Source organism: Mucilaginibacter sp. OK283, from assembly GCF_900110415.1.
In the GTDB taxonomy this organism is placed as follows: domain Bacteria; phylum Bacteroidota; class Bacteroidia; order Sphingobacteriales; family Sphingobacteriaceae; genus Mucilaginibacter.
Map to the genome: position 1 here is coordinate 372,984 of NZ_FODR01000006.1, position 19,686 is coordinate 392,669.

General features: G+C 41.1%; 19 protein-coding genes. 12 read left to right on the top strand and 7 right to left on the bottom strand.

Going from position 1 to position 19,686, the window contains the following annotated elements; all coding sequences use genetic code 11:
- Positions 1-215: 215 nt before the first annotated feature.
- Positions 216-2,000, bottom strand: coding sequence for a glycoside hydrolase family 15 protein (locus tag BMX56_RS16660; RefSeq protein ID WP_090650356.1), 1,785 nt, complete (start codon positions 1,998-2,000; stop codon positions 216-218).
- Between the two features lie 151 nt (positions 2,001-2,151).
- On the opposite strand from BMX56_RS16660, the gene BMX56_RS16665 reads away from it, so the two are divergent.
- The 11 genes from BMX56_RS16665 to BMX56_RS16715 all read left to right on the top strand — a co-directional run bounded on the left by BMX56_RS16665 (position 2,152) and on the right by BMX56_RS16715 (position 12,851).
- Positions 2,152-2,787: a peroxiredoxin gene (locus BMX56_RS16665; RefSeq protein ID WP_090650359.1), complete on the top strand. Its 636-nt coding sequence runs from the start codon at positions 2,152-2,154 to the stop codon at positions 2,785-2,787.
- A gap of 140 nt (positions 2,788-2,927) precedes the next feature.
- Positions 2,928-3,125: a cold-shock protein gene (locus BMX56_RS16670; RefSeq protein ID WP_090650362.1), complete on the top strand. Its 198-nt coding sequence runs from the start codon at positions 2,928-2,930 to the stop codon at positions 3,123-3,125.
- A gap of 112 nt (positions 3,126-3,237) precedes the next feature.
- Positions 3,238-4,470, top strand: a complete 1,233-nt coding sequence (locus BMX56_RS16675; protein WP_090650364.1) for an MFS transporter — start codon at positions 3,238-3,240, stop codon at positions 4,468-4,470.
- A 126-nt stretch (positions 4,471-4,596) separates the two neighbouring features.
- Positions 4,597-5,511, top strand: coding sequence for an oxygen-dependent coproporphyrinogen oxidase (gene hemF / locus BMX56_RS16680; RefSeq protein WP_090650367.1), 915 nt, complete (start codon positions 4,597-4,599; stop codon positions 5,509-5,511).
- 11 nt (positions 5,512-5,522) lie between these two features.
- Positions 5,523-5,921, top strand: coding sequence for a hypothetical protein (locus tag BMX56_RS16685; protein ID WP_090650369.1), 399 nt, complete (start codon positions 5,523-5,525; stop codon positions 5,919-5,921).
- Positions 5,922-6,084: 163 nt separating this feature from the next.
- The gene (gyrA, locus tag BMX56_RS16690) at positions 6,085-8,649 is read left to right on the top strand and encodes a DNA gyrase subunit A (protein WP_090650371.1); all 2,565 of its coding nucleotides are present in this window, start codon (positions 6,085-6,087) and stop codon (positions 8,647-8,649) included.
- A gap of 47 nt (positions 8,650-8,696) precedes the next feature.
- Positions 8,697-9,773, top strand: coding sequence for a tetratricopeptide repeat protein (locus tag BMX56_RS16695; RefSeq protein WP_090650374.1), 1,077 nt, complete (start codon positions 8,697-8,699; stop codon positions 9,771-9,773).
- A gap of 6 nt (positions 9,774-9,779) precedes the next feature.
- Positions 9,780-11,027 (top strand): tetratricopeptide repeat protein, encoded by a 1,248-nt coding sequence (locus BMX56_RS16700; RefSeq protein ID WP_090650375.1) that lies wholly within the window; start codon positions 9,780-9,782, stop codon positions 11,025-11,027.
- Positions 11,028-11,203: 176 nt separating this feature from the next.
- Positions 11,204-11,731: a hypothetical protein gene (locus BMX56_RS16705; protein WP_090650377.1), complete on the top strand. Its 528-nt coding sequence runs from the start codon at positions 11,204-11,206 to the stop codon at positions 11,729-11,731.
- 45 nt (positions 11,732-11,776) lie between these two features.
- On the top strand, positions 11,777-12,274 hold the full coding sequence (locus BMX56_RS16710) for an RNA polymerase sigma factor (RefSeq protein ID WP_090650380.1): 498 nt from the start codon (positions 11,777-11,779) through the stop codon (positions 12,272-12,274).
- Positions 12,261-12,851: a hypothetical protein gene (locus tag BMX56_RS16715; RefSeq protein WP_090650382.1), complete on the top strand. Its 591-nt coding sequence runs from the start codon at positions 12,261-12,263 to the stop codon at positions 12,849-12,851. Before BMX56_RS16710 ends, BMX56_RS16715 begins: the two co-directional genes overlap by 14 nt.
- Before the next feature lie 25 nt (positions 12,852-12,876).
- Here BMX56_RS16715 and BMX56_RS16720 read toward each other — a convergent pair whose 3' ends face one another.
- The 6 genes from BMX56_RS16720 to dinB form a co-directional block, all read right to left on the bottom strand.
- Positions 12,877-13,581, bottom strand: a complete 705-nt coding sequence (locus BMX56_RS16720; protein WP_090650398.1) for a LytR/AlgR family response regulator transcription factor — start codon at positions 13,579-13,581, stop codon at positions 12,877-12,879.
- The gene (locus BMX56_RS16725) at positions 13,581-14,609 is read right to left on the bottom strand and encodes a sensor histidine kinase (protein WP_090650401.1); all 1,029 of its coding nucleotides are present in this window, start codon (positions 14,607-14,609) and stop codon (positions 13,581-13,583) included. Before BMX56_RS16725 ends, BMX56_RS16720 begins: the two co-directional genes overlap by 1 nt.
- Positions 14,610-14,720: 111 nt before the next feature.
- Positions 14,721-15,959 (bottom strand): acyltransferase family protein, encoded by a 1,239-nt coding sequence (locus tag BMX56_RS16730; RefSeq protein WP_090650404.1) that lies wholly within the window; start codon positions 15,957-15,959, stop codon positions 14,721-14,723.
- A gap of 155 nt (positions 15,960-16,114) precedes the next feature.
- Positions 16,115-17,083: a glycoside hydrolase family 43 protein gene (locus BMX56_RS16735; RefSeq protein ID WP_090650406.1), complete on the bottom strand. Its 969-nt coding sequence runs from the start codon at positions 17,081-17,083 to the stop codon at positions 16,115-16,117.
- 79 nt (positions 17,084-17,162) lie between these two features.
- Positions 17,163-18,026, bottom strand: coding sequence for an SGNH/GDSL hydrolase family protein (locus BMX56_RS16740; RefSeq protein WP_218152437.1), 864 nt, complete (start codon positions 18,024-18,026; stop codon positions 17,163-17,165).
- A gap of 97 nt (positions 18,027-18,123) precedes the next feature.
- The gene (gene dinB / locus BMX56_RS16745) at positions 18,124-19,308 is read right to left on the bottom strand and encodes a DNA polymerase IV (protein WP_090650412.1); all 1,185 of its coding nucleotides are present in this window, start codon (positions 19,306-19,308) and stop codon (positions 18,124-18,126) included.
- A 72-nt stretch (positions 19,309-19,380) separates the two neighbouring features.
- On the opposite strand from dinB, the gene BMX56_RS16750 reads away from it, so the two are divergent.
- Positions 19,381-19,602, top strand: a complete 222-nt coding sequence (locus BMX56_RS16750; RefSeq protein ID WP_143065460.1) for a hypothetical protein — start codon at positions 19,381-19,383, stop codon at positions 19,600-19,602.
- Positions 19,603-19,686 lie beyond the last annotated feature (84 nt).

Sequence of the window (19,686 nt, forward strand, 5' to 3'; positions counted from 1 at the left end):
TGTTAAGGGTGAGAACCTGTCTAAATTTGATTTAGATTATTTATGTATCCTATAAAAATCATTGCCGTTGACTTTAGTCAACGGAATAATGACTAAAAGGCGAATGGCTTTAGCCAAATTCCACTGAATATTTTGGCTAAAGCCAGCAACGATACCTTCTTTTACCGTTGACTAAAGTCAACGGCAATAAATAAATCTCGTTTTTAGACAGCTTCTTAGAGGAATATAGGCCTATCCAACTTAATAGCTATCCTGTAAGCCGCGTTCATTAATCCCACATGGCTGTATGCCTGTGGAAAATTCCCCCATTGGCTGCCGTCATTTTCATCCACGTCCTCGCTGAAAAGTAGCAGGTGATTGGAGTATTTGAGCAGGTTACCAAACTCGCGCTGGGCATCATCAATGCGGCCAACACTGGCCAGCGCTTCAACGTACCAAAATGCGCAGATAAGGAAAGTGGTTTTAGGTTTGCCAAAATCATCCTTGTATAAGTACCTGTAAAATAATCCATTAGTTGCTTTTAGCTCATTTTCAAGTGCAATTAAATGATCCTTTGCCCGCTGCGATGTTGGGTCGAGGTAATTCATCATGATAAGCTGTAAGGTACTGGCATCCAGGTTTGAACTGCCTGCCGAGTTGGTGTATACTTTCCTAATAGGGTCATAACAGCTTTCAATATGCGCGGCTGCGCGTTCTTTTAAAGCTATTGCCTTATCAATCAGTTCCTGATTATCAATCGTACGCGCCATTTTTTCGGCTGCTGAAGCTCCTGCCCATTGAAACAAATTACTGTAACAGTGGATATTGGCCATGTTACGGAACTCCCAGATGCCGGCATCTTTCTCGTCAATTGTAAACTCAATCTTATTCAGCAAAAACTCAATCCATCGTACCGAGTCTTTCCTTTCTGAGAAAACAAAGCGATGATCGGTGTAAAGTGGTAACATAGAGATCATTACCTGCCCGTAAATATCGTTCTGAATATGTTCGGATGCCTGGTTGCCAACGCGTACCGGCTGGTTGCCCAGGTAGCCTTCCAAATCGGTTAAAACAATTTCTACCAGATCTTTTTTACCGGTAATGCTATACAGTGGCTGGTAGCGCTCATTTGTTGAAAAAGAGATATCGGTAACGTAACTAAAATACCGCTCCATTTCTTCAAAATGGCCAATGTGGTTAAGTGCGGTTATCACATAGTAGGTATCGCGCAGCCAGCAGTACCTATAATCCCAATTACGGCCACTTCCCGGCGATTCCGGCAAACTGGTAGTGCTGGCCGCAATAATGGCTCCTGTGTCCTCAAACTGGTGTATTTTCAAAGCCAGCCCGGACCGGATTACATAGGGTTGAAAATAAGTGGCGATAGAGGAGTGTTTGATCCACGTGCGCCAGTATTGGATAGTTTCGGATAAAAAACGTTCGGCAGTTGTAATCAGCGGCGCCTCCAATGGTTCGCCATAAGTGAGCGCCAGGTATTTGATTTCGTTAAGCACAAAGGGCTGCCCGTCAAAAACATAGCTGATGGGAATATTGGTGGTTAGCCTGATGTTCTCTTCGCCGCCCAGGTATTGAATGTGATTACTGCCGCGGTTTACCCTAAGTTTCACAGCGCCGTATTCAGACACCGGCTCACATTTTACTTTAACCCTCGGCGACCCTTCAATAGCTTCAATTTTCCTGAACAGCATCAAAGGTTTATAATAGCGCTGGTGCTGGTAAAAACGGGGAGCAAAATCGGTTACCCGATACATGCCGCCTGAAGCCGGACTAATTTCGGTTATTAGCACATTGGTATTCTCGAGGTAATACTGATGGGACGTAAATTCTCCTTCAGGTAAAATGGAAAACTCGCCACCTTTTTTCTTGTCCAGTAAACCACCAAAAATAAAAGTACTGTCAAATCGCGGCCAGCAAAGCCATTCTATATTTGTGTTTTTGTGTATGTGCGCCAAAAAAGCGCAGTTTCCAATTATCCCGGTATCGTATGTATGTCGTGCCATTAATGTTAGTTTTTAGCCTGGTTCAATTGTTCAACAACATACCTTGTGTAATGTTGGCGTAAAAAGTGGTATAATTTCTGATTAATTTGGATTTGTCAATTAATGTATATTAACTTAGTAGACTTTAATCTACTTAAATTATAATTTAGTCATGAGTTTACGATTAGGCGATAAAGCCCCCAATTTTCAAGCAAAAACCTCGGCAGGAGAAATAGACTTTTACGAATACCTTGGCGATAGCTGGGGAGTATTATTCTCGCACCCAGGCGATTATACACCTGTTTGTACTACCGAACTTGGTAAAACAGCGGCATTAAAAGATGAATTTGCTAAACGCAATGCTAAAGTTTTAGCACTAAGTGTTGATTCGGTTGAATCACATACCGGGTGGATAAACGATATTAATGAGACGCAAGGAGTAGAGGTAAACTTCCCGATTATTGCCGATGAAGACCGTAAAATTTCTGAAGCTTACGATATGATCCACCCCAACGCGTCTGTAAACGCAACGGTGCGCTCGTTGTTTATTATCGGGCCCGATAAAGCCGTAAAGTTAATTATTACTTATCCTGCATCAACCGGGCGTAATTTCCAGGAAATTTTAAGGGTTATTGATTCGTTGCAGTTAACGGCCAATTACGGTGTTGCTACACCAGCCGATTGGAAAGACGGAGAAGACGTTGTTGTGGTACCTGCTACCAAGACAGAAGACATTCCGGCCAAATTTCCAAAGGGTTTCACACTCATAAAACCCTACTTACGCACTACTCCGCAACCAAATAAATAATTTTATTTGGTTTATTAATTATTTTATATATTTGAAAAAGATAGGGTTATCTATTCCGTCTGAACATTAAAACCATTTTATTTTCAGTTTGGCTTTAGTTTTTAATCTCACAACAATTTTTTAATACGATAATTATAATTATGAAAACTGGAAAAGTAAAATGGTTTAACACACAAAAGGGTTACGGCTTTATTGTTACCGAAGATGGTAAAGATCTTTTTGTACACTTTAAGGATGTGCAAGGTGGCGTAAATGCCATTAAAGATAACGATAGCGTTACTTATGAAGTGGAAGAAGGCAGAAAAGGATTACAGGCAGTAAATGTTAAAAAAGCATAAATAACCAAAGTTCTTGATAAAAGACCTCTGCATACACAGGGGTTTTTTTTGTGCTGTTTTTTTGAAACTATATGTATAATTCTGCTACTTTAGCCATCCAATTATTATAATTATGACTGATGTTACCGCCGCTAAGGCCACCAGGAACATGATATTCCTTGTACTTGTTGCTTCCCTGGGTTATTTTGTTGATATCTATGATCTGCTGGTTTTTTCGATAGTACGTATTTCAAGCCTTAAAGATCTTGGGTTGAATGAACAGCAAATCACCGATAAAGGTCAATTTATCATCAGCGTGCAAATGTTTGGCTTGTTACTTGGCGGAATCATGTGGGGCATTATAGGTGATAAACTTGGGCGAATAAAGGTACTTTTCGGTTCTATATTACTTTATTCAATAGCCAATTTTGCCAATGGCCTTGTTCATGATGTAAATACATATGCTATTGTCCGTTTTATAGCGGGAATTGGCCTTGCCGGTGAATTAGGAGCAGGTATTACACTGGTAAGCGAAACTTTAAGTAAAGAAAACAGGGGATATGGCACCATGATGGTAGCTGTAATAGGCCTTTTTGGCGCAACTGCTGCTTACGCTGTAGCAAAGTTTGGATGGCGTAATGCTTATTTTGTTGGGGGCGGCCTGGGTATTTTACTTTTGCTATTGCGGATAGGCACCTTTGAATCGGGCATGTTTAAAAACGAAAAAAACAGCGGTGCAGCTAAAGGCAACATCCGGATTTTATTGACAAACTGGACGCGGTTTAAAAAGTATCTGTTTTGTATACTTATAGGCGCGCCGTTGTGGTATGTTATAGGGGTGCTTATTAGTTTTTCGGATAAATTTGGCATTGCTTTAGGTGCTAAAACACTTATTAAGCCCGGCGATGGTATTTTTTATAGCTATATAGGTATTGCAGTGGGCGATGTTGTTGCGGGCCTGCTTGCGCAGTTTACAAAATCGAGAAAACTTACCATGGCAACTTTTTTACTGCTGTCGTTAGTGAGTGTTCACTTTTACCTGAGCAGTAAGGGAATTACTCCGGAGAAATTTGCGATGCTAAGCTTTTTTATGGGATGCACAGTAGGGTATTGGGCCACTTTTGTTACAATAGCCTCAGAGCAATTCGGAACAAATATCCGCTCGACAGTTACTACTACTGTACCAAATTTCGTTCGCGGGTTGCTAATTCCGATCATAATGGTGTTTAACCTTTTTAAAGCACATTACGGAGATATCACAGCTGGTTATATCATGATGGGATTACTTACTATTATTTCGTTATTTTCGTTAAGTCAGCTAAAGGAAACTTTTGGTAAGGACTTGGATTATGTGGAGATAAGTTAATTTGAAGATTTGAGAATTTGAAGATTTGAAAATTGATGTACCATTGTCCCTTTTTACATTTTCAAATTCTCAAATCTTCAAATTCTCAAATCAATTAGGTTCTCAAATTAAATTACATTTGCATTAATGATTAGCAAAGAACAAATAGCTGCAGACTACCAACAGATACAGGACGAGATATGTGCGGCGCTTGAATTGACAGATGGCTTGGCCACGTTTGAAGAGGAAAAATGGGAGCGGGAGGGCGGCGGCGGCGGCCGTACGCGTGTTATCCAAAATGGCAATATTTTTGAAAAGGGAGGCGTAAACTTTTCGGCCGTGCATGGCCAGCTACCCGATAGCATGAAAAGAGCGTTACAGGTAGAATCTGACGATTTTTTCGCGACGGGCGTTTCTATAGTGATCCATCCAAACCATCCGATGGTGCCTATCATCCACATGAACATCCGTTACTTTGAAATGCCTTCATCTATGAATGGTAATAACCAACCTATCCGGTGGTTTGGTGGCGGCATCGATCTTACACCACATTATGTGATTGATGACGACGCTAAATTTTTTCATACCAGCTTAAAAGCTGTCTGCGATAATTACTATCATGATTTTTATCACCGGTTTAAACTTTGGGCCGATGATTATTTTTACATCAAACACCGAAACGAAACCAGGGGTATAGGTGGTATTTTTTATGACAGGCTGACTGCCAATGACGAATTATCATGGGAAAATATTTTTGATTTTTCGAAAGCGTTAGGTCGTTCTTTCATCCCAACTTATACCGAATTGGTAAACCGTAACCGTAGTAAATCTTTTACCGAGGAAGAGCAGTTGTGGCAATACCAGCGCCGCAGCCGCTATGCCGAGTTTAACCTGGTTTATGACGCCGGCACCAAATTTGGCCTGGAAACAAATGGCCGTATCGAATCAATATTAATGAGCCTGCCGCCAACCGCCAAATGGGTGTATAACTACCAGGCAACGCCGGGTAGCGAGGAAGAAAAAACACTATCTTTATTAAAAAAAGGAATTAACTGGGCTTAATATCATTACCTATGAAAAAGCTTGTGCTGCCAATTTTAACAATTTGCTTTTTATGCTCATTTGCCGCAATAGATTACCCGCTTAAAGGCGTATGGGAATATAGGGGAGGTGTTGTTAACGGCAAAACGGATAGCGCTTCAGCCGCTTATTCGCTACAACGCACCTATGATAAATTACATTATAAAGCCGTTTTAAAAGAAAAGGGCGAGAAGGATGTGGTTTACGAAAAAGGAGATTACCAATTGCAGGCCGATACTTGTTTTGAAACGCAAACCTACAGCCTGCAATCCTCAGAATTGCTCAATAAAGTAGTGAAATATACTTATACAATTAGTAATGATACACTTAAATTATTCACCGTTTTACCCAACGGTAATAAGATTGAAGATCACTGGGTAAAAATCAAATAAACCAAACCTGCAACGTTAATAAATTAGCTTGTGTGTATAAATTATGCATGCATATTGTTGCCAAAATTGGCACATTAGTCAACTATTTTCTTAACTTCGCAGGTCGTTTAAAAATCAATTTTTAACACGAAAAACAGAGAGAAGGTTCTACAAATAAATAAAAATGGCTGACGATAATTCAAGCAAAGAAGACAGAATAATTTCGATAAATATTGATGAGGAAATGCGATCGGCATACATTGATTATTCAATGTCGGTGATTGTTTCCAGGGCGCTGCCCGATGTCCGCGACGGACTGAAACCCGTACACAGGCGTGTTTTATTTGGCATGCTTGATTTGGGCTTAAATAATAACAAGCCCTACAAAAAATCGGCCCGTATAGTGGGCGAGGTGATGGGTAAATATCACCCACATGGTGATAAATCTGTTTACGATACCATGGTACGTATGGCCCAGGAGTGGAGCCTGCGTTACTTATTGGTAGAAGGACAAGGTAACTACGGCTCGATAGATGGGGATGAGCCTGCAGCCATGCGTTATACCGAGGCCCGCTTACAAAAGCTTGCCGAAGAGATGTTGGCCGATATCAACAAGGACACCATTGATTTTCAGTTAAACTTCGACGACTCGTTACAGGAACCAACCGTTTTACCTGCTAAATTCCCTAACCTTTTGGTTAACGGCGCTTCGGGTATTGCGGTGGGTATGGCCACCAATATGGCGCCCCACAATTTATCGGAGGTTATTGATGCCACAATCGCATTAATTGATAACCGCCAGATAGAGGTTATCGAGCTGATGAAATATGTAAAAGGCCCGGATTTTCCGACGGGCGGTATCATTTACGGTTTTGAAGGCCCGCGTGAGGCATTGGAGACAGGCAGGGGCAGGATTGTTATCCGCTCAAGGGCCGAGATTGAAACTCACGGGAACGACAGGGAGCGCATTATTGTTACCGAAGTACCTTACCAGGTGAACAAGGCGCTGATGATTGAACGCACTGCCGAACTGGTGAACGATAAAAAGCTGGAAGGCATCTCTGCCATCCGCGATGAATCGAGCAGGGAGGGTATCCGCATAGTTTATGAGATAAAACGCGAAGCTAATGCAGCTATCGTACTAAATAACCTGTTCAAATACACCGCGTTACAAACATCATTTAGCGTAAACAACATCGCGCTTGTTAATGGCCGCCCGATGATGCTGAACCTGAAAGACCTGATTCACCACTTTGTGGAGCACAGGCACGAGGTTGTTATCCGCCGTACCAAATTTGAACTTGCAGAAGCCGAAAAACGCGCCCATATTTTAGAGGGCTTATTAATCGCCTTAGATCATTTGGATGAAGTTATCCGACTGATCCGCGCATCACAAACACCTGATGAAGCAAGGGAAGGCTTAATGGCCCAGTTTGGATTAAGTGATATCCAGGCGCGTGCCATATTGGATATGACACTTCGCCGATTAACCGGACTTGAGCGTGACAAAATTAAGGATGAATACGCAGCCTTAATGAAACTGATTGAACACTTGAAATCTATCCTGGCCGACGAAGGCTTAAGGATGCAGATCATTAAAGATGAACTGTTAGAGATCAAAGAGAAATACGGTGACGAGCGCCGTACCGAAATGGTGCACTCATCTGCCGAGATGCAGACTGAAGACTTTATTGAGGATGAAGATGTGGTTATCACCATATCGCGCGAAGGTTACATTAAACGTACGCCTTTAACCGAGTATCGCCGCCAGGGCAGGGGTGGTAAAGGTTCTATCGGAAGTAACAGCCGCGATGCTGATTTTATCGAGCATCTGCTTGTTGCATCCAATCACAACTACATGCTGTTCTTTACCGAATCGGGCCAGTGTTACTGGTTACGTGTATTTGAAATCCCCGAAGGAACGCGTACTTCAAAAGGACGTGCTATACAAAATATCATCAATATCCCTAAGGAGGAAAACATTAAAGCATACATCAAGCTGATTAGCCTTAAGGATAAAGAATACCTGGAAAACAATTTTATTATCATGTGTACCAAGAAAGGTACCATCAAGAAAACTTCTTTAGAGGCTTATTCCCGTCCGCGTGCTAATGGTATCAATGCTATTAACATTAACGAGGGCGATTCCTTATTAGAAGCAACCTTAACTACAGGCAGCAGCGAAATTGTTATGGCGCTTAAATCGGGCAGGGCTATTCGCTTCAACGAATCTACCGTGAGGCCAATGGGACGTACCGCAACGGGTGTTCGTGGTATTACTTTGGATGACGAAACAGATGAGGTTGTTGGCATGATCAGTATCAACGACAGTGAAACAACGGTGTTGGTAGTGTCAGAGAAGGGCTACGGTAAACGTACCGATATTGACGACTACAGGGTAACCAACCGCGGTGGTAAAGGTGTAAAAACTTTAAATATTACCGAAAAAACCGGAAACCTTGTTGCTATAAAAGGTGTTACTGATAAAGAGGATTTGATGATCATCAACAAATCGGGAATTATTATCCGTATAGCCGTAAGTGAACTGCGCACAATGGGCAGGGCTACACAAGGTGTACGTTTGATAACCCTGAAAGGTAACGATGAGATTGCTTCGGTTGCTAAAATTGAGCACGACGAGGATGAAGAGAAGGAAATTGATGAAAATGCAGAAGCAGGTGCAGCCGATGAAAACGAGGCAACCGAAAGCAGCGAAGAATCAAAAACTGACGAACCACCAACTGAATAACAAATATGCAGTGCCGTAAAATTGTTTTATCGGTTTTAATACCATTCATGACTACAACATTTGCCTTCGCACAATCCGAAGCGCTTAAAGTTGTAGTTAATAACCTGGCTTTCTATAAGCAAAATAAAGATTTGAAATACCTGCGGGCAGCCAAAAAATCGGCCGACAGCCTGGTGGTTACCAAATCAGATTCAGCAGATTTAGCCAGGAATACTTACCGGGCATTAATCAACGCAAGTATTTTATTTATCGATTCTGCAAATACGCTTGGGCAGCCTGCCACGTTATTGGCACAGACGTCAGATCTTACAGACAAGCTTTCGGCCAAAAGCAAGATATACAATTATCAGCCCGAAATGGATTATGTAAAACGTTGCCTGGCTAATGTTTACATCAGGAAAGGATTTGAATTTGTAAATAATTCTGACTTCGCTAACGGGCGGCAATCATTTGAAAATGCCAAAAAATATGCGCCCAATTTTAAGCAAATCAATGATTACATCGCCTATGCAAATAACAAGATGGGGAATTTGGTAGATGCTGCTAAGTATTACAGTAATTTATTAGCGGTAGACAGCACCCGTACCGAGTATATTGAAACGGCGTCAAGTATTTATAAATCATTGGGCGATACAGCAAAAGCGCTTCAAATACTCAAAAAAGGTCGAAAACTTGTACCTAATGACAGGTTTTTATTGCTGGATGAAGCCAATATCTACAACAATTTAAAGGATTATAAATCATTAGAGCCATTAATTGCGCAACTACTTGATATTAATTCAAATAACGCCGATATTGCATTTGTAGCCGCTAATTGCTACGATCATCTGAACAAATACGACCAGGCCGAATCGCTTTATTTACATACTATTGAGTTAAATGGCTCGGCTTATGATCCGGCACTTAACCTGGGGTTATTGTACTTAAAGGAAAGCGCTTTGGCAAAGCAGGAGGGGGAAAGTGACAGAAATATTGGTATGGCTATCCAATGGCTCGAAAAAGCGAATGAAATATCGCCGGGCAATGTGAAAGGTCTACAGGCTTTGCAAATTGTATATGCCAAAACCAATAACAAAGATCAACTTGAAAAAATAAACAATAAATTAAAACAGCTAACTAACTAATAAAACATGAAAATCAAACTTTTGATGGCGGGCCTGCTGGGCTTAGTTTCGGCAACAACGTTTGCACAAAAAGGCGAATTGAACACTGCCAAATCAGAATATGAAAAGTATGAAGGTTTAAGGGGCACACCCTTAGCTAAAGCAAGTTTAACTACTGCACGCACTTCTATCGACAAAGCAGCCGCTAATGAAAAAACAGCGACATTGCCGCTTACTTACGCATTAAAAGGTGTAATTTACTCCACCTATGCTAACCTGGATTCAGTAGCAACTACTTCGTTACCGTTGTTTACAACTGCCGAAGAAGCGTTAAAAAAAGCTAAAGAGTTGGATACTAAAGGCGAAAATAAACAACTTATTGACGCTGGTAACTTAAATCTGGCCCAATACCAGCTTACAAAAGGCGTTGCCGAATATGGAAGCGGCAAATATGATCTTGCTTATAAATCATTTGATTATTATCGTACTATATTGCCCGAAGATACCAATGCTATTTATTACACTGGTTTATCGGCAGCAAATTCAAAAAATTATCCTGCAGCCATATCAAACTACACTAAACTTGTAACTACCAAGTTTTCAAAAGTACAAGGTGTATATCTTGATCTGTCGTCTGTTTACCTGTTAAATGCGGATACAGCTAATGCACTAAAAACGGTTAGCGAAGGCGTAGCTAAATATCCTAATAATGCCGAACTACGCAAAAGAGAAATTGAGATAAGCCTGCAAACTGGCAAAGAGAAAGAAGTTTTGGATAAAATACAAAGCGCGTTAACAGCCGATCCTAAAAACAAAACTTTATATTATTATGCTGGTTTAACATATTCACAGACCGCAGAAGCAACTACAAAAGAACAAGCCAAAGCAAAAGACGCTGCTACAAAAGCCAAATTACAGGCAAGCAAAGTTGAAAACTATAATAAAGCGGCAGAAATGTACAAAAAGGCATTAGAGATAGATCCTAACTACTTTGAAGCCAATCTGAATTTAGGTTACGTTATCATTAATCCTGCTATCGATGATTATAATGCTGCCAATAAATTGCCGGCCAACAAACAAAAAGAATACGATGTAGCTATAGCGAAAGCAAAAGCTCAGTTTGAAGCGGCAAAACCATACTTGTTAAAAGCTGCAGATTTAAATCCAAAATCTATTGATGCATTAACAAACTTGCGTACTTATTACCTGGGAGTAAAAGACGAAGCAAATGCAGCCAAACTAAAGGCACAGATAGAGGCATTACCAAAGCAATAAAATATATTGAAAAGGAGAGGCTTTCATTGCAAAGCCTTTCTCTTTAATATATTTATTTAACATAATGTTAATTATGTAATATAATATCGCCTTGATGACCGATAAATAAAGTTCCATTTTCTACGTTGAATCGCAGCACTTGATTCTCTTTACTATTTTGTTCAACTTTACAACGCATGACAGTTACCACCTACGGACTACAGCATATTAAGAAAGAGATTCAGCATTTGCCACATGAGCAGTTATCTGAATTATTGCTTCGCCTGTCGCGTTATAAAAAAGAGAATAAAGAATTATTGGCTTATTTATTGTTTGAAGCCTATGACGAGGCTGCGTTTATAGAAAAAGTCAAAGCCGAGGCGGGGTTTATGTTTAGCCAATTGCCGGCATTAAGTTATAATGCCGCCAAAGGCATGCGCAAAATACTGCGGCTCCTAAACAAGTACACTAAGTTTACAGGATCAAAAACAGCAGAAATAGAGTTTTTGCTAAATTTCTGCAACAATTACCTGGAGTATGCCGACAGGCGGACCTCCTACAAACCAATCCGCCTAATATTAACCCGGCAGGTTGAAAAGGTAAAAACGCTAATAACTAAACTACATGAAGACCTTCAATATGATTTTGCCGATAACTACAATGCATTAATTGCCGATGCTGAAAAAAAATTAAACTGGTTTAAAAAGAGTGATTACCTGTTGTAACATATGTACACTAAGATAATCTAACGTATATAAATTCTATTAACAGTGGCCAACAAAGAAGCAGCATTCAAGGAAATTTATGCAGCTAATTCTAAAAAGATTTTCCATTTGTGCTATGGTTATACCGGCGACGATGACGCCGCGAACGACCTGCTACAGGAAACTTTTTTAAAAGTATGGCAAAACCTGGATAAATTTCGTAACCAGGCCATGATCTCTACCTGGATCTATCGTATTGCAGTAAACACCTGCTTAACCTACCTGCGATCAGAGAAGCGACAGGCAAAAGACGAACTTACCGAACAAATAGCCGAAACAAAACGAGAGGAATTTTCTGAAAAGAATGAGCAGGTTGCTTTACTGTATAAATGCATATCAAAACTGGAAGAATCGGAAAGAATTATTATAACACTGGTGCTTGATGAAGTGCCGTACCCCGAAATAGCAGATGTTTCGGGAATATCAGAGGGGAATTTGAGGGTGAAAATTTATCGTATTAAACAGAAGTTAACAGAATTATATAACCAGTATGAAAGACTTTGATCATTTGATGTCGGTTTGGCAGGGACAGCCAAAGCAAGATCAGCTTTCAGTGGATGATGTGCTGAAGCAGGTAAAGAAGGGAATTCGCGGCATAACCAACAAGTTGTATTGGACAATTGTGGCCATGGTGGCCGTTACTGTATTCGCGGCCATTGTTACATTTTTCCTGGCGTTCAAGTCAGGGGTTACAACGGCGGGTATTTTAATAGTATTGCTTACCATGCTGATGTATTTGGCGCTTACCGTAAGGCACTATCACATTTTAAGCAAGCGCGACGCAACCATTAACCCGGCCGAATATTTGGATAGCCTAAAAGAGTATCAAAAAACACGATCGAAAATTACAGGTTGGTTTTATTACATCTACATACTGTTAATCAGCGCCGGGCTGGCACTCTACTTTATTGAGGTGCTGGAAAACTCTTCCCTGGCATTTAAAATTGGCACTTACAGCTCTATCACCATCTGGTTTCTGTTTACCACTTTTTATTTAAAGCCGAGGATGTTTAAAAATGAGGAAGAAAAACTTAACCTGATGATAGATAGACTGGTTCGGTTAAAAGAACAGTTTAATTAAATATCGTTGAACGGGTTTCGTAACATTATTTATTCCCTTTGTTAATTAACAGTTGTATTACCCGTTCCCGTAGCTGTCTGCTAATAGGCACATGGTTTGTTCCTACATCCAGCATATTGCCATCAATTGAGTTTACCTTATCATATGCCACAAAGTACGATTTATGAGTTTGTAAAAACTTACGCTGCGGTAATCTTTCGCCAAAGGCTTTTAGTGTGCTGTGGGTGATAATCTTTTTGTTGACGGTTTGTATTACCACATAGTTCTCCATGCCCTGCACAAACAACACCTCATCAAATACAATTTTTTCAAGCTTGCCTTCGCTTTTTACAAACATATACCCCATTTCGAAGTCACTACTCCCCTTTTGATCAAAATAATCTTTAGCCTTAAAGGCAGCTTTCATAAATCGCTCAAACGAGATGGGTTTTAATAGATAATCCAGCACATCAAGGTCAAAACCATCGGTGGCATATTCCTTAAAGGCGGTGGTAAATATTACTTTTGGCGGGTTTTGCAACGACTTAATAAATTCAACCCCTGTTAAATGCGGCATCTGGATGTCTAAAAACAACAGATCGACAGGCTGTTGTTTCAGCACTTCGCTCAGTTCCATGGCATCCTCGCATTTCGCTTTTAAATCAAAAAAGTTGATCTTTTCCACATAACCTTGCAGGCCCTTGCGCGCAAAAGGTTCATCATCGGTTATTATACAAGTTATCAAGTTCATCAATTAAATTCTATCACCAACTCTGCCGAAAAACGATTTCCTGCACAACCAACAACTAACCTGTGTTTATCCGGATACAACAACTGTAAACGGCGACGTAAATTCTCTAACCCAATACCTGTATAGTTTTCGTTAGGCTGCATTTGTGCCGGTACATCGTTAAATGTAGCAAAAATAAAGTCGCCGTCGTTAATATTTGCACTAATGCTGATTTCAAAGTTGCCACCCGCGTATTTGAAAGCATTTTCGACCAATGGTAGTAGTAGTAATGGGTAAATTGGCTGGTCTGTTAACCTTTCATCAAAACAAACGTTCAGCTTCAATTTACTGCTGGCCCTTATTTGCTGAAAGCGGATGTAGTTTTGCAGGTATTCCAATTCGTGGCTTATAGGTACCTGTTGCTGCTGATCGTAAAGTTGATATCTTAACAAACTGGAAAGCAATTCTGTACTTTGCTTGGCCGCCGGCACATCCTCATCCATCTGAAAATAAATGGTGTTTAAAGCATTAAACAAAAAGTGCGGATGATATTGGGCTTTCAAAAACTTAAGTTCGGTTTCTAACTGATCGTTAGTCAACTTTTCCAGCTGTACCTTGTTGGCAATGTAGGCCTTTAACCATGTACTGCTACGGGCTATGCCATAATAAATAATGGCGTATAAGGTTGGTATCATGGTGAGGTCTGCCAGATCACCCCAGGATAGGCCGTCGTCAGTCAATGCAGCCATTGGAGTAAATACCAGGTTCACCAAAACCAGGTTAGCAGACACCAGTATAATTAATTCTCTTACTATTCCCCTATAATTAAGTTGCAATGGCCAGCGCCTGTCATAAAACCGAAAGAGCCAGTCAAATATATATATGCCTGCATAGCCCACCAATACACTGCAGCTCATTTCAAGGACATTTAAACCCCAGTCTCTTTTCCAAAACATTTCATCATGTTCAGTGTCGTGCAGCAGCCTTACGGTAAAATATACCAGCAGGCCATACAACGCGGGGGAAATATATTTCTTAAAAAAATTCATTTGGAAAGTCAGGAGTTAATACAAATGCCCTATTTCGACGTTCGTTAAGTTATGCATAATTGTTTTAATTATGCATAACACATTGGCCGATAAACATCCAACATCATATTATTATAGAGCCGATTCAATAATCCGATCCTGAATAATCGGTAATTCTTGCTTTTCGTCTTGAATCTTAATTCCTGGTTTTTGACTCTTCTTCTCCAAGGGTTTCATTCCAAATAAAAACCGTGTTAAAGCATAAGGGCGTACCAGTAAATGATAAATAAGCACTGTTACAAAAAAGGTAATACCAACCGTATAAATATATTTAGACAGGATACTTTCATTACGTGTTTGTACAATATAATAAACAACTAAAACTATTACAGTTTGATGCAGGACATAAAACGGGTAAACAGCTTGGTTAAGATAATTTAGCGCTTTGTGTGTACCATTAAGATACTGCTTGCCGTAGCCAACCAACGCCAATACCCATCCCCAGGCAATAATGGGCCTTAGGGCCGTAAAAGCGTAGCTAAATAGTATATTTTGAAAAGGCCACCGTGCTTCACGGGGTTCAATACCGTTCCAACGCATGCATTCCCACAACATTAGGCTTAAAAAACCGATGGTTAAGGCAAAGCGGCGGTTGCGCTCCAGGCTATCCATCAGTTTGGGTTGTACGATGCATATAATGCCGGCCAGTACAAAAAACAGCCAGTAAACAAAGTAACAGCCATCATGTACAAGGTCATTGGTTTCGGGCAATTGCCAGCTTAACAGGGTAAACCAAATAACGCCTGGCAGCATTAACATATATACCCATTTCCCTTTAGCCAGCAGTGTAAGTTTCTGTTTGAAGCCATCGCTTTTGGACGATACCATCCAGGCGAATATTGGCGCAAATATTAAATCATAGATGAGCAGGTAAGCAATAAACCACAAGTGGTGCCAGCTGAAGCTGCCTTTGGGATAAGGTACAAAATTAAATACACTTGTATAAAACTGCCCAAAACTGCCACGATAGCCATTTGCAAGCCGTTCCATATAAATTTGCGGCGGCACTATAATAAACATGCCAACCAGCAACGGGATAAACAGCCTGCGGAAACGTAAGCCGATGAAGTTTAAAGCAGATCGCCGCTGCATCATGTAGTAACTCACGGTACCAGAAATAAAAAAGAGCAGCGGCATGCGAAAAAGGTGCAAAAAGTGATTTGATTCCATCATCAGGTTGCTGGTTTGTGCGTTTTTGATGTGCCAGCCATCCTCGGCCACATAAGGCATAGCCGAATGAAAAAATAATACCCCTAAAATTGATATAATCCTTAACCAATCGAGGTAGGTTTGACGTTGTGTGGTTTCCATAGTCGTTTTGTTTTTTTATCAAAAGAAACAAAACCGGCATAATCAATATAAATACTTTGACCAACGGTTAAAAACCTTTGACCAACGGCAACCGAGAGCAAGTTTGAGATGTAAGATATGAGATATCAGACGCCTGGCTTATGTTGTTTCGAACGTTACTGCAACACCAAAAAACGAAAACTGCCCGAGTCGACTAACATTTTTATTGGTGCTCCCTTGCTAAACTCGGCCCTTATAATTGCGGTTTTACGAGGACCAACACGGGTATTGCTGTTGTGTGTATGAAATACATAGTATAAATTGCCCTTTGCATCCTGCAGAAAATCACCATGGCCGGTACCGTTGGCGCCCGTATTTTTCCGGCTGATGAGCGGGCTATCCTGCATTTTTGTCCACGGCCCATAAGGCGACGTTGATGCTGCGTAGCCCACCGCATAATCTTTACTACGAAAATCATTAGCGGTATAAAATAGGTAGTACAGACCGGCATGTTTTAATACGGTAGGCCCTTCTGACACAGGCCATTTGGATAAGTCGGTGTTTTCCCATGGCAGCTCTGCATGCAGGCATTCTTTTACAGTTGCTAAATCAATGTCAGAAAGATCGGGTTTTAAACGGGCAACAAAAATACGGTTACCATCTTGCAAACGCACGTAGTACAGGTACAGGTTTCCATCGGTATCCTCGAAAACAAAGGGGTCTATTTGTTTACCACTACCAGAAACCTTTTTTTTGTTCTTTTGCACAAATGGACCAAGCGGACTATCACTCGTGGCAATGGCTATCTGCTCATCAGCTGTGTAAGCCATATAATATTTACCCCGATATTTAAAAATCTGCGGCGCCCAAAATCCCTGTGTTCCAAAACTATCTCCTTTCAGTAATGCATGCCCACCTCTATTCCCTATCGGCCCTATCCAATGATGTAAATCAGTTGAGCGGTATACCAAAAATCCATCTTTGCTACCTGTACCGTATAAATAATAAACGCCTTTTTCCATAAAGATGGTCGGATCGGCCATTAAAACGGTATCGCCAGGCACGGACATCACTGGTAATGCCGATACCGGTATAGCTATGGCGAAGGAAAAAACACATAATACTACGCTAAAAAAAACTTTCATATTAAAAATCTACAGGTGTAAATATCGAAAATTTCGTCGGTGTGATTCTTGGCATACCTGGCCGTCAAATATCTTTGTATTACTTATTGGCTGTATTATCTGCACCAAACCATTGTTTAAATACTTTTGTCATCGCCCCTGCGATAACGGCGTTTCCCCAATCCGAAGGATGTAAGCCATCGTAAGTTAACCCGATGGCCTCCTTAGGATAAGGATATTCGTCGGTAACAGCATCAAAAGATATTTTCGTAAATTCCGGGTAAACGTAATTTTCGTAAGCACCAGATGCTGGGTTTTTAAGGCGTTTAAATTTAACCAGGTCCTCTATTGCCAGCCGGCGGTCGTGGTAAAGGTCAACCACAGGGATTTGTTCCCAATGGCCAATGGAATCTATAGCATTCACAACCATTTCCAACGACTGACCGTTCTTAGTGCGATAGCTGCCAAAGGCATTATTTCGCTGATTATTAATATACACAAAGTCGACTCTTTGCATCGGAGTTATCAGCAGAATTTTGGCAACAGGATTTAAGCTGCGCAGCTTATTGATAATAATGCGGAACGAGCCATAAACGGTAGTATTGCCATTACCGGCTTTATAATCGCTCATGCTGCCAACAGGCCTCCCCTGCCACCAGTCGTTAGTTCCCAAAAAAACAGTGTAAATATCCGCGACCGGGATTCCAAGGCTATCTATGTTTTTTGCGATACCGCCCGATGTCCAGCCATTAAACCCCTTATTAATATAATGCAAACCATTGCACTGCTTCGTTACACGGGTTAGATATCCCATAGTAACCCGGTTACCCGTTTCGTCAAGGTGATCGTTTAGGTAAGTGATTGAATCACCTATGGCCACCCAGGTCAATTCCTTAGATTTGTAAGCGCTCAGGGCCACGAATATGGGTACCAACAATAGCAGTAGTCTTATTTGTTTCATCATGGTGGAAATAATTACAGGTTTACCGGAAGTACGAACGCTAAATTAACCGGATTTTTTTACAAACTGTCCTTAACTGTATCTTCTCTCTCTTAGTAACCTACCCTTTCAAAAACGGATTAAAATTCCTCGTGCCAATATCCATTCCTGCAGCGCGGCAAACGGTTTTATCGCCAAATTTAAAGTTGATATTATCCATAGCCTGGTATAAGCGAATACGTTCCTCGTTATCCTCAAACAGGTTAATCTGGTAGCGGCCGCTGGCCAGGTTACTCAACCTTACTCCTATCAACCTGATGGGGCGGTGCTGGTTCCAGGCTTTTTTTAGCAGGTTTTTAACTCCTGGCAGCAAAATGTGTTCGGCAGCCGTAAGGGCTATCTTTTGCTGCTGCGTGTGGGTTTCAAAGTTGGCATACCTGATTTTGATAGCCAGGCATGATGCCAGTTTATTTTCCCGCCGCAGTTTTGACGATAGTTCTTCAGTCATCGAAATAAGGATGGTTTCAATGGTGCGCTGATCGTTTACATTGATATCGAAGGTGTGCTCCGTCGATATAGATTTACGGTCGGAATGCGGGATGATTTCGCTACGATCTATTCCATGCGCCCTCTCCCAAAGAAAAATCCCAGCCTTGCCGAAAACGGTTTCCAGAAACCTAAGATTGGTACGTTGCAGGTCGCCAATTTTCTCTATTCCATATTGATAAAGCTTTTGGGCAGTACTTTCGCCAAGGCCGGGAATTCTGCTGATTGATAAAGGTGCCAGGAATTGGAGTTCTTCGCCGTGTTTAATAAACAGCTGGCCGTTAGGCTTAGCCGCATTGGTAGCCATTTTAGCCACCGTTTTGCCCGATGCCATCCCAAATGAAATAGGTAAGCCCGTTTCTTTAATAACCCGTTGCCTAAGGTTTGATGCAACCGGGTAGCAATCATAAAATCTATCCATACCGGTAAGATCGATATAAAACTCATCAACCGACGATTTCTGGAATAGCGGTACCGAGTCCTGGATGATATCCGTAACCTCCCTGGATGCTTCAGAATAGCGGCCATGGGAACCCCGAACTATTGTAGCATGAGGGCAAAGCTTCATGGCCTGTTTCATCGGCATGGCCGAGTGGATTCCAAATTTACGGGCCTCATAACTACAGGAGGCCACTACCCCCCTATCTGCCGAGCCACCAATAAGTACCGGAATACCAATAAGCGCCGGGTTAAACTTACGCTCAACCGAAACAAAAAAGGAATCGAGATCGATGTGTACGATATATCGTTTTTGATCCATGAAACAAATTTGCTAATTAATTTGGTATTTTGCTAATTATATTAGTATTTTTGATTGAGAGAAATTTAAAATATGAGGATGTACGAAGATCACTTAATGCTGCTTTCGCCGCCGGAAATAATCAGAACCGAAATTGCCCGCTATAAAAAGGCATCGGCAAAGCTTATTGGAGATTATCAAAGCATGAACTCGCCTGCTCATATTTCTATCCAGCATAAGGAACGCCAGAAACCGTTCATGACGGATAGAAATGTTGACCTTTTAGAAACAGAATTGAGAAGCTTGCCGCCCTGAACAAGAGGGCACTGAAAAAGTGGCTATTTAAGAGCGGCATTTATAAGCGATTTAATAAAGGATCATCTTTTATTGAATCGCTTT

Excerpts from the sequence above, each read along its gene's own strand:
- BMX56_RS16725 (WP_090650401.1), bottom strand. The coding sequence starts at position 14,609 with ATGAATTTTTTTAAGAAATATATTTCCCCCGCGTTGTATGGCCTGCTG.
- BMX56_RS16730 (WP_090650404.1), bottom strand. The coding sequence starts at position 15,959 with ATGGAAACCACACAACGTCAAACCTACCTCGATTGGTTAAGGATTATA.
- BMX56_RS16735 (WP_090650406.1), bottom strand. The coding sequence starts at position 17,083 with ATGAAAGTTTTTTTTAGCGTAGTATTATGTGTTTTTTCCTTCGCCATA.
- BMX56_RS16715 (WP_090650382.1), top strand. The coding sequence starts at position 12,261 with ATGAAAGACTTTGATCATTTGATGTCGGTTTGGCAGGGACAGCCAAAG.
- BMX56_RS16670 (WP_090650362.1), top strand. The coding sequence starts at position 2,928 with ATGAAAACTGGAAAAGTAAAATGGTTTAACACACAAAAGGGTTACGGC.
- BMX56_RS16685 (WP_090650369.1), top strand. The coding sequence starts at position 5,523 with ATGAAAAAGCTTGTGCTGCCAATTTTAACAATTTGCTTTTTATGCTCA.
- BMX56_RS16740 (WP_218152437.1), bottom strand. The coding sequence starts at position 18,026 with ATGATGAAACAAATAAGACTACTGCTATTGTTGGTACCCATATTCGTG.
- BMX56_RS16665 (WP_090650359.1), top strand. The coding sequence starts at position 2,152 with ATGAGTTTACGATTAGGCGATAAAGCCCCCAATTTTCAAGCAAAAACC.
- BMX56_RS16660 (WP_090650356.1), bottom strand. The coding sequence starts at position 2,000 with ATGGCACGACATACATACGATACCGGGATAATTGGAAACTGCGCTTTT.
- hemF (WP_090650367.1), top strand. The coding sequence starts at position 4,597 with ATGATTAGCAAAGAACAAATAGCTGCAGACTACCAACAGATACAGGAC.
- BMX56_RS16720 (WP_090650398.1), bottom strand. The coding sequence starts at position 13,581 with ATGAACTTGATAACTTGTATAATAACCGATGATGAACCTTTTGCGCGC.
- BMX56_RS16750 (WP_143065460.1), top strand. The coding sequence starts at position 19,381 with ATGAGGATGTACGAAGATCACTTAATGCTGCTTTCGCCGCCGGAAATA.
- BMX56_RS16700 (WP_090650375.1), top strand. The coding sequence starts at position 9,780 with ATGAAAATCAAACTTTTGATGGCGGGCCTGCTGGGCTTAGTTTCGGCA.
- BMX56_RS16705 (WP_090650377.1), top strand. The coding sequence starts at position 11,204 with ATGACAGTTACCACCTACGGACTACAGCATATTAAGAAAGAGATTCAG.
- dinB (WP_090650412.1), bottom strand. The coding sequence starts at position 19,308 with ATGGATCAAAAACGATATATCGTACACATCGATCTCGATTCCTTTTTT.
- gyrA (WP_090650371.1), top strand. The coding sequence starts at position 6,085 with ATGGCTGACGATAATTCAAGCAAAGAAGACAGAATAATTTCGATAAAT.
- BMX56_RS16675 (WP_090650364.1), top strand. The coding sequence starts at position 3,238 with ATGACTGATGTTACCGCCGCTAAGGCCACCAGGAACATGATATTCCTT.
- BMX56_RS16695 (WP_090650374.1), top strand. The coding sequence starts at position 8,697 with ATGACTACAACATTTGCCTTCGCACAATCCGAAGCGCTTAAAGTTGTA.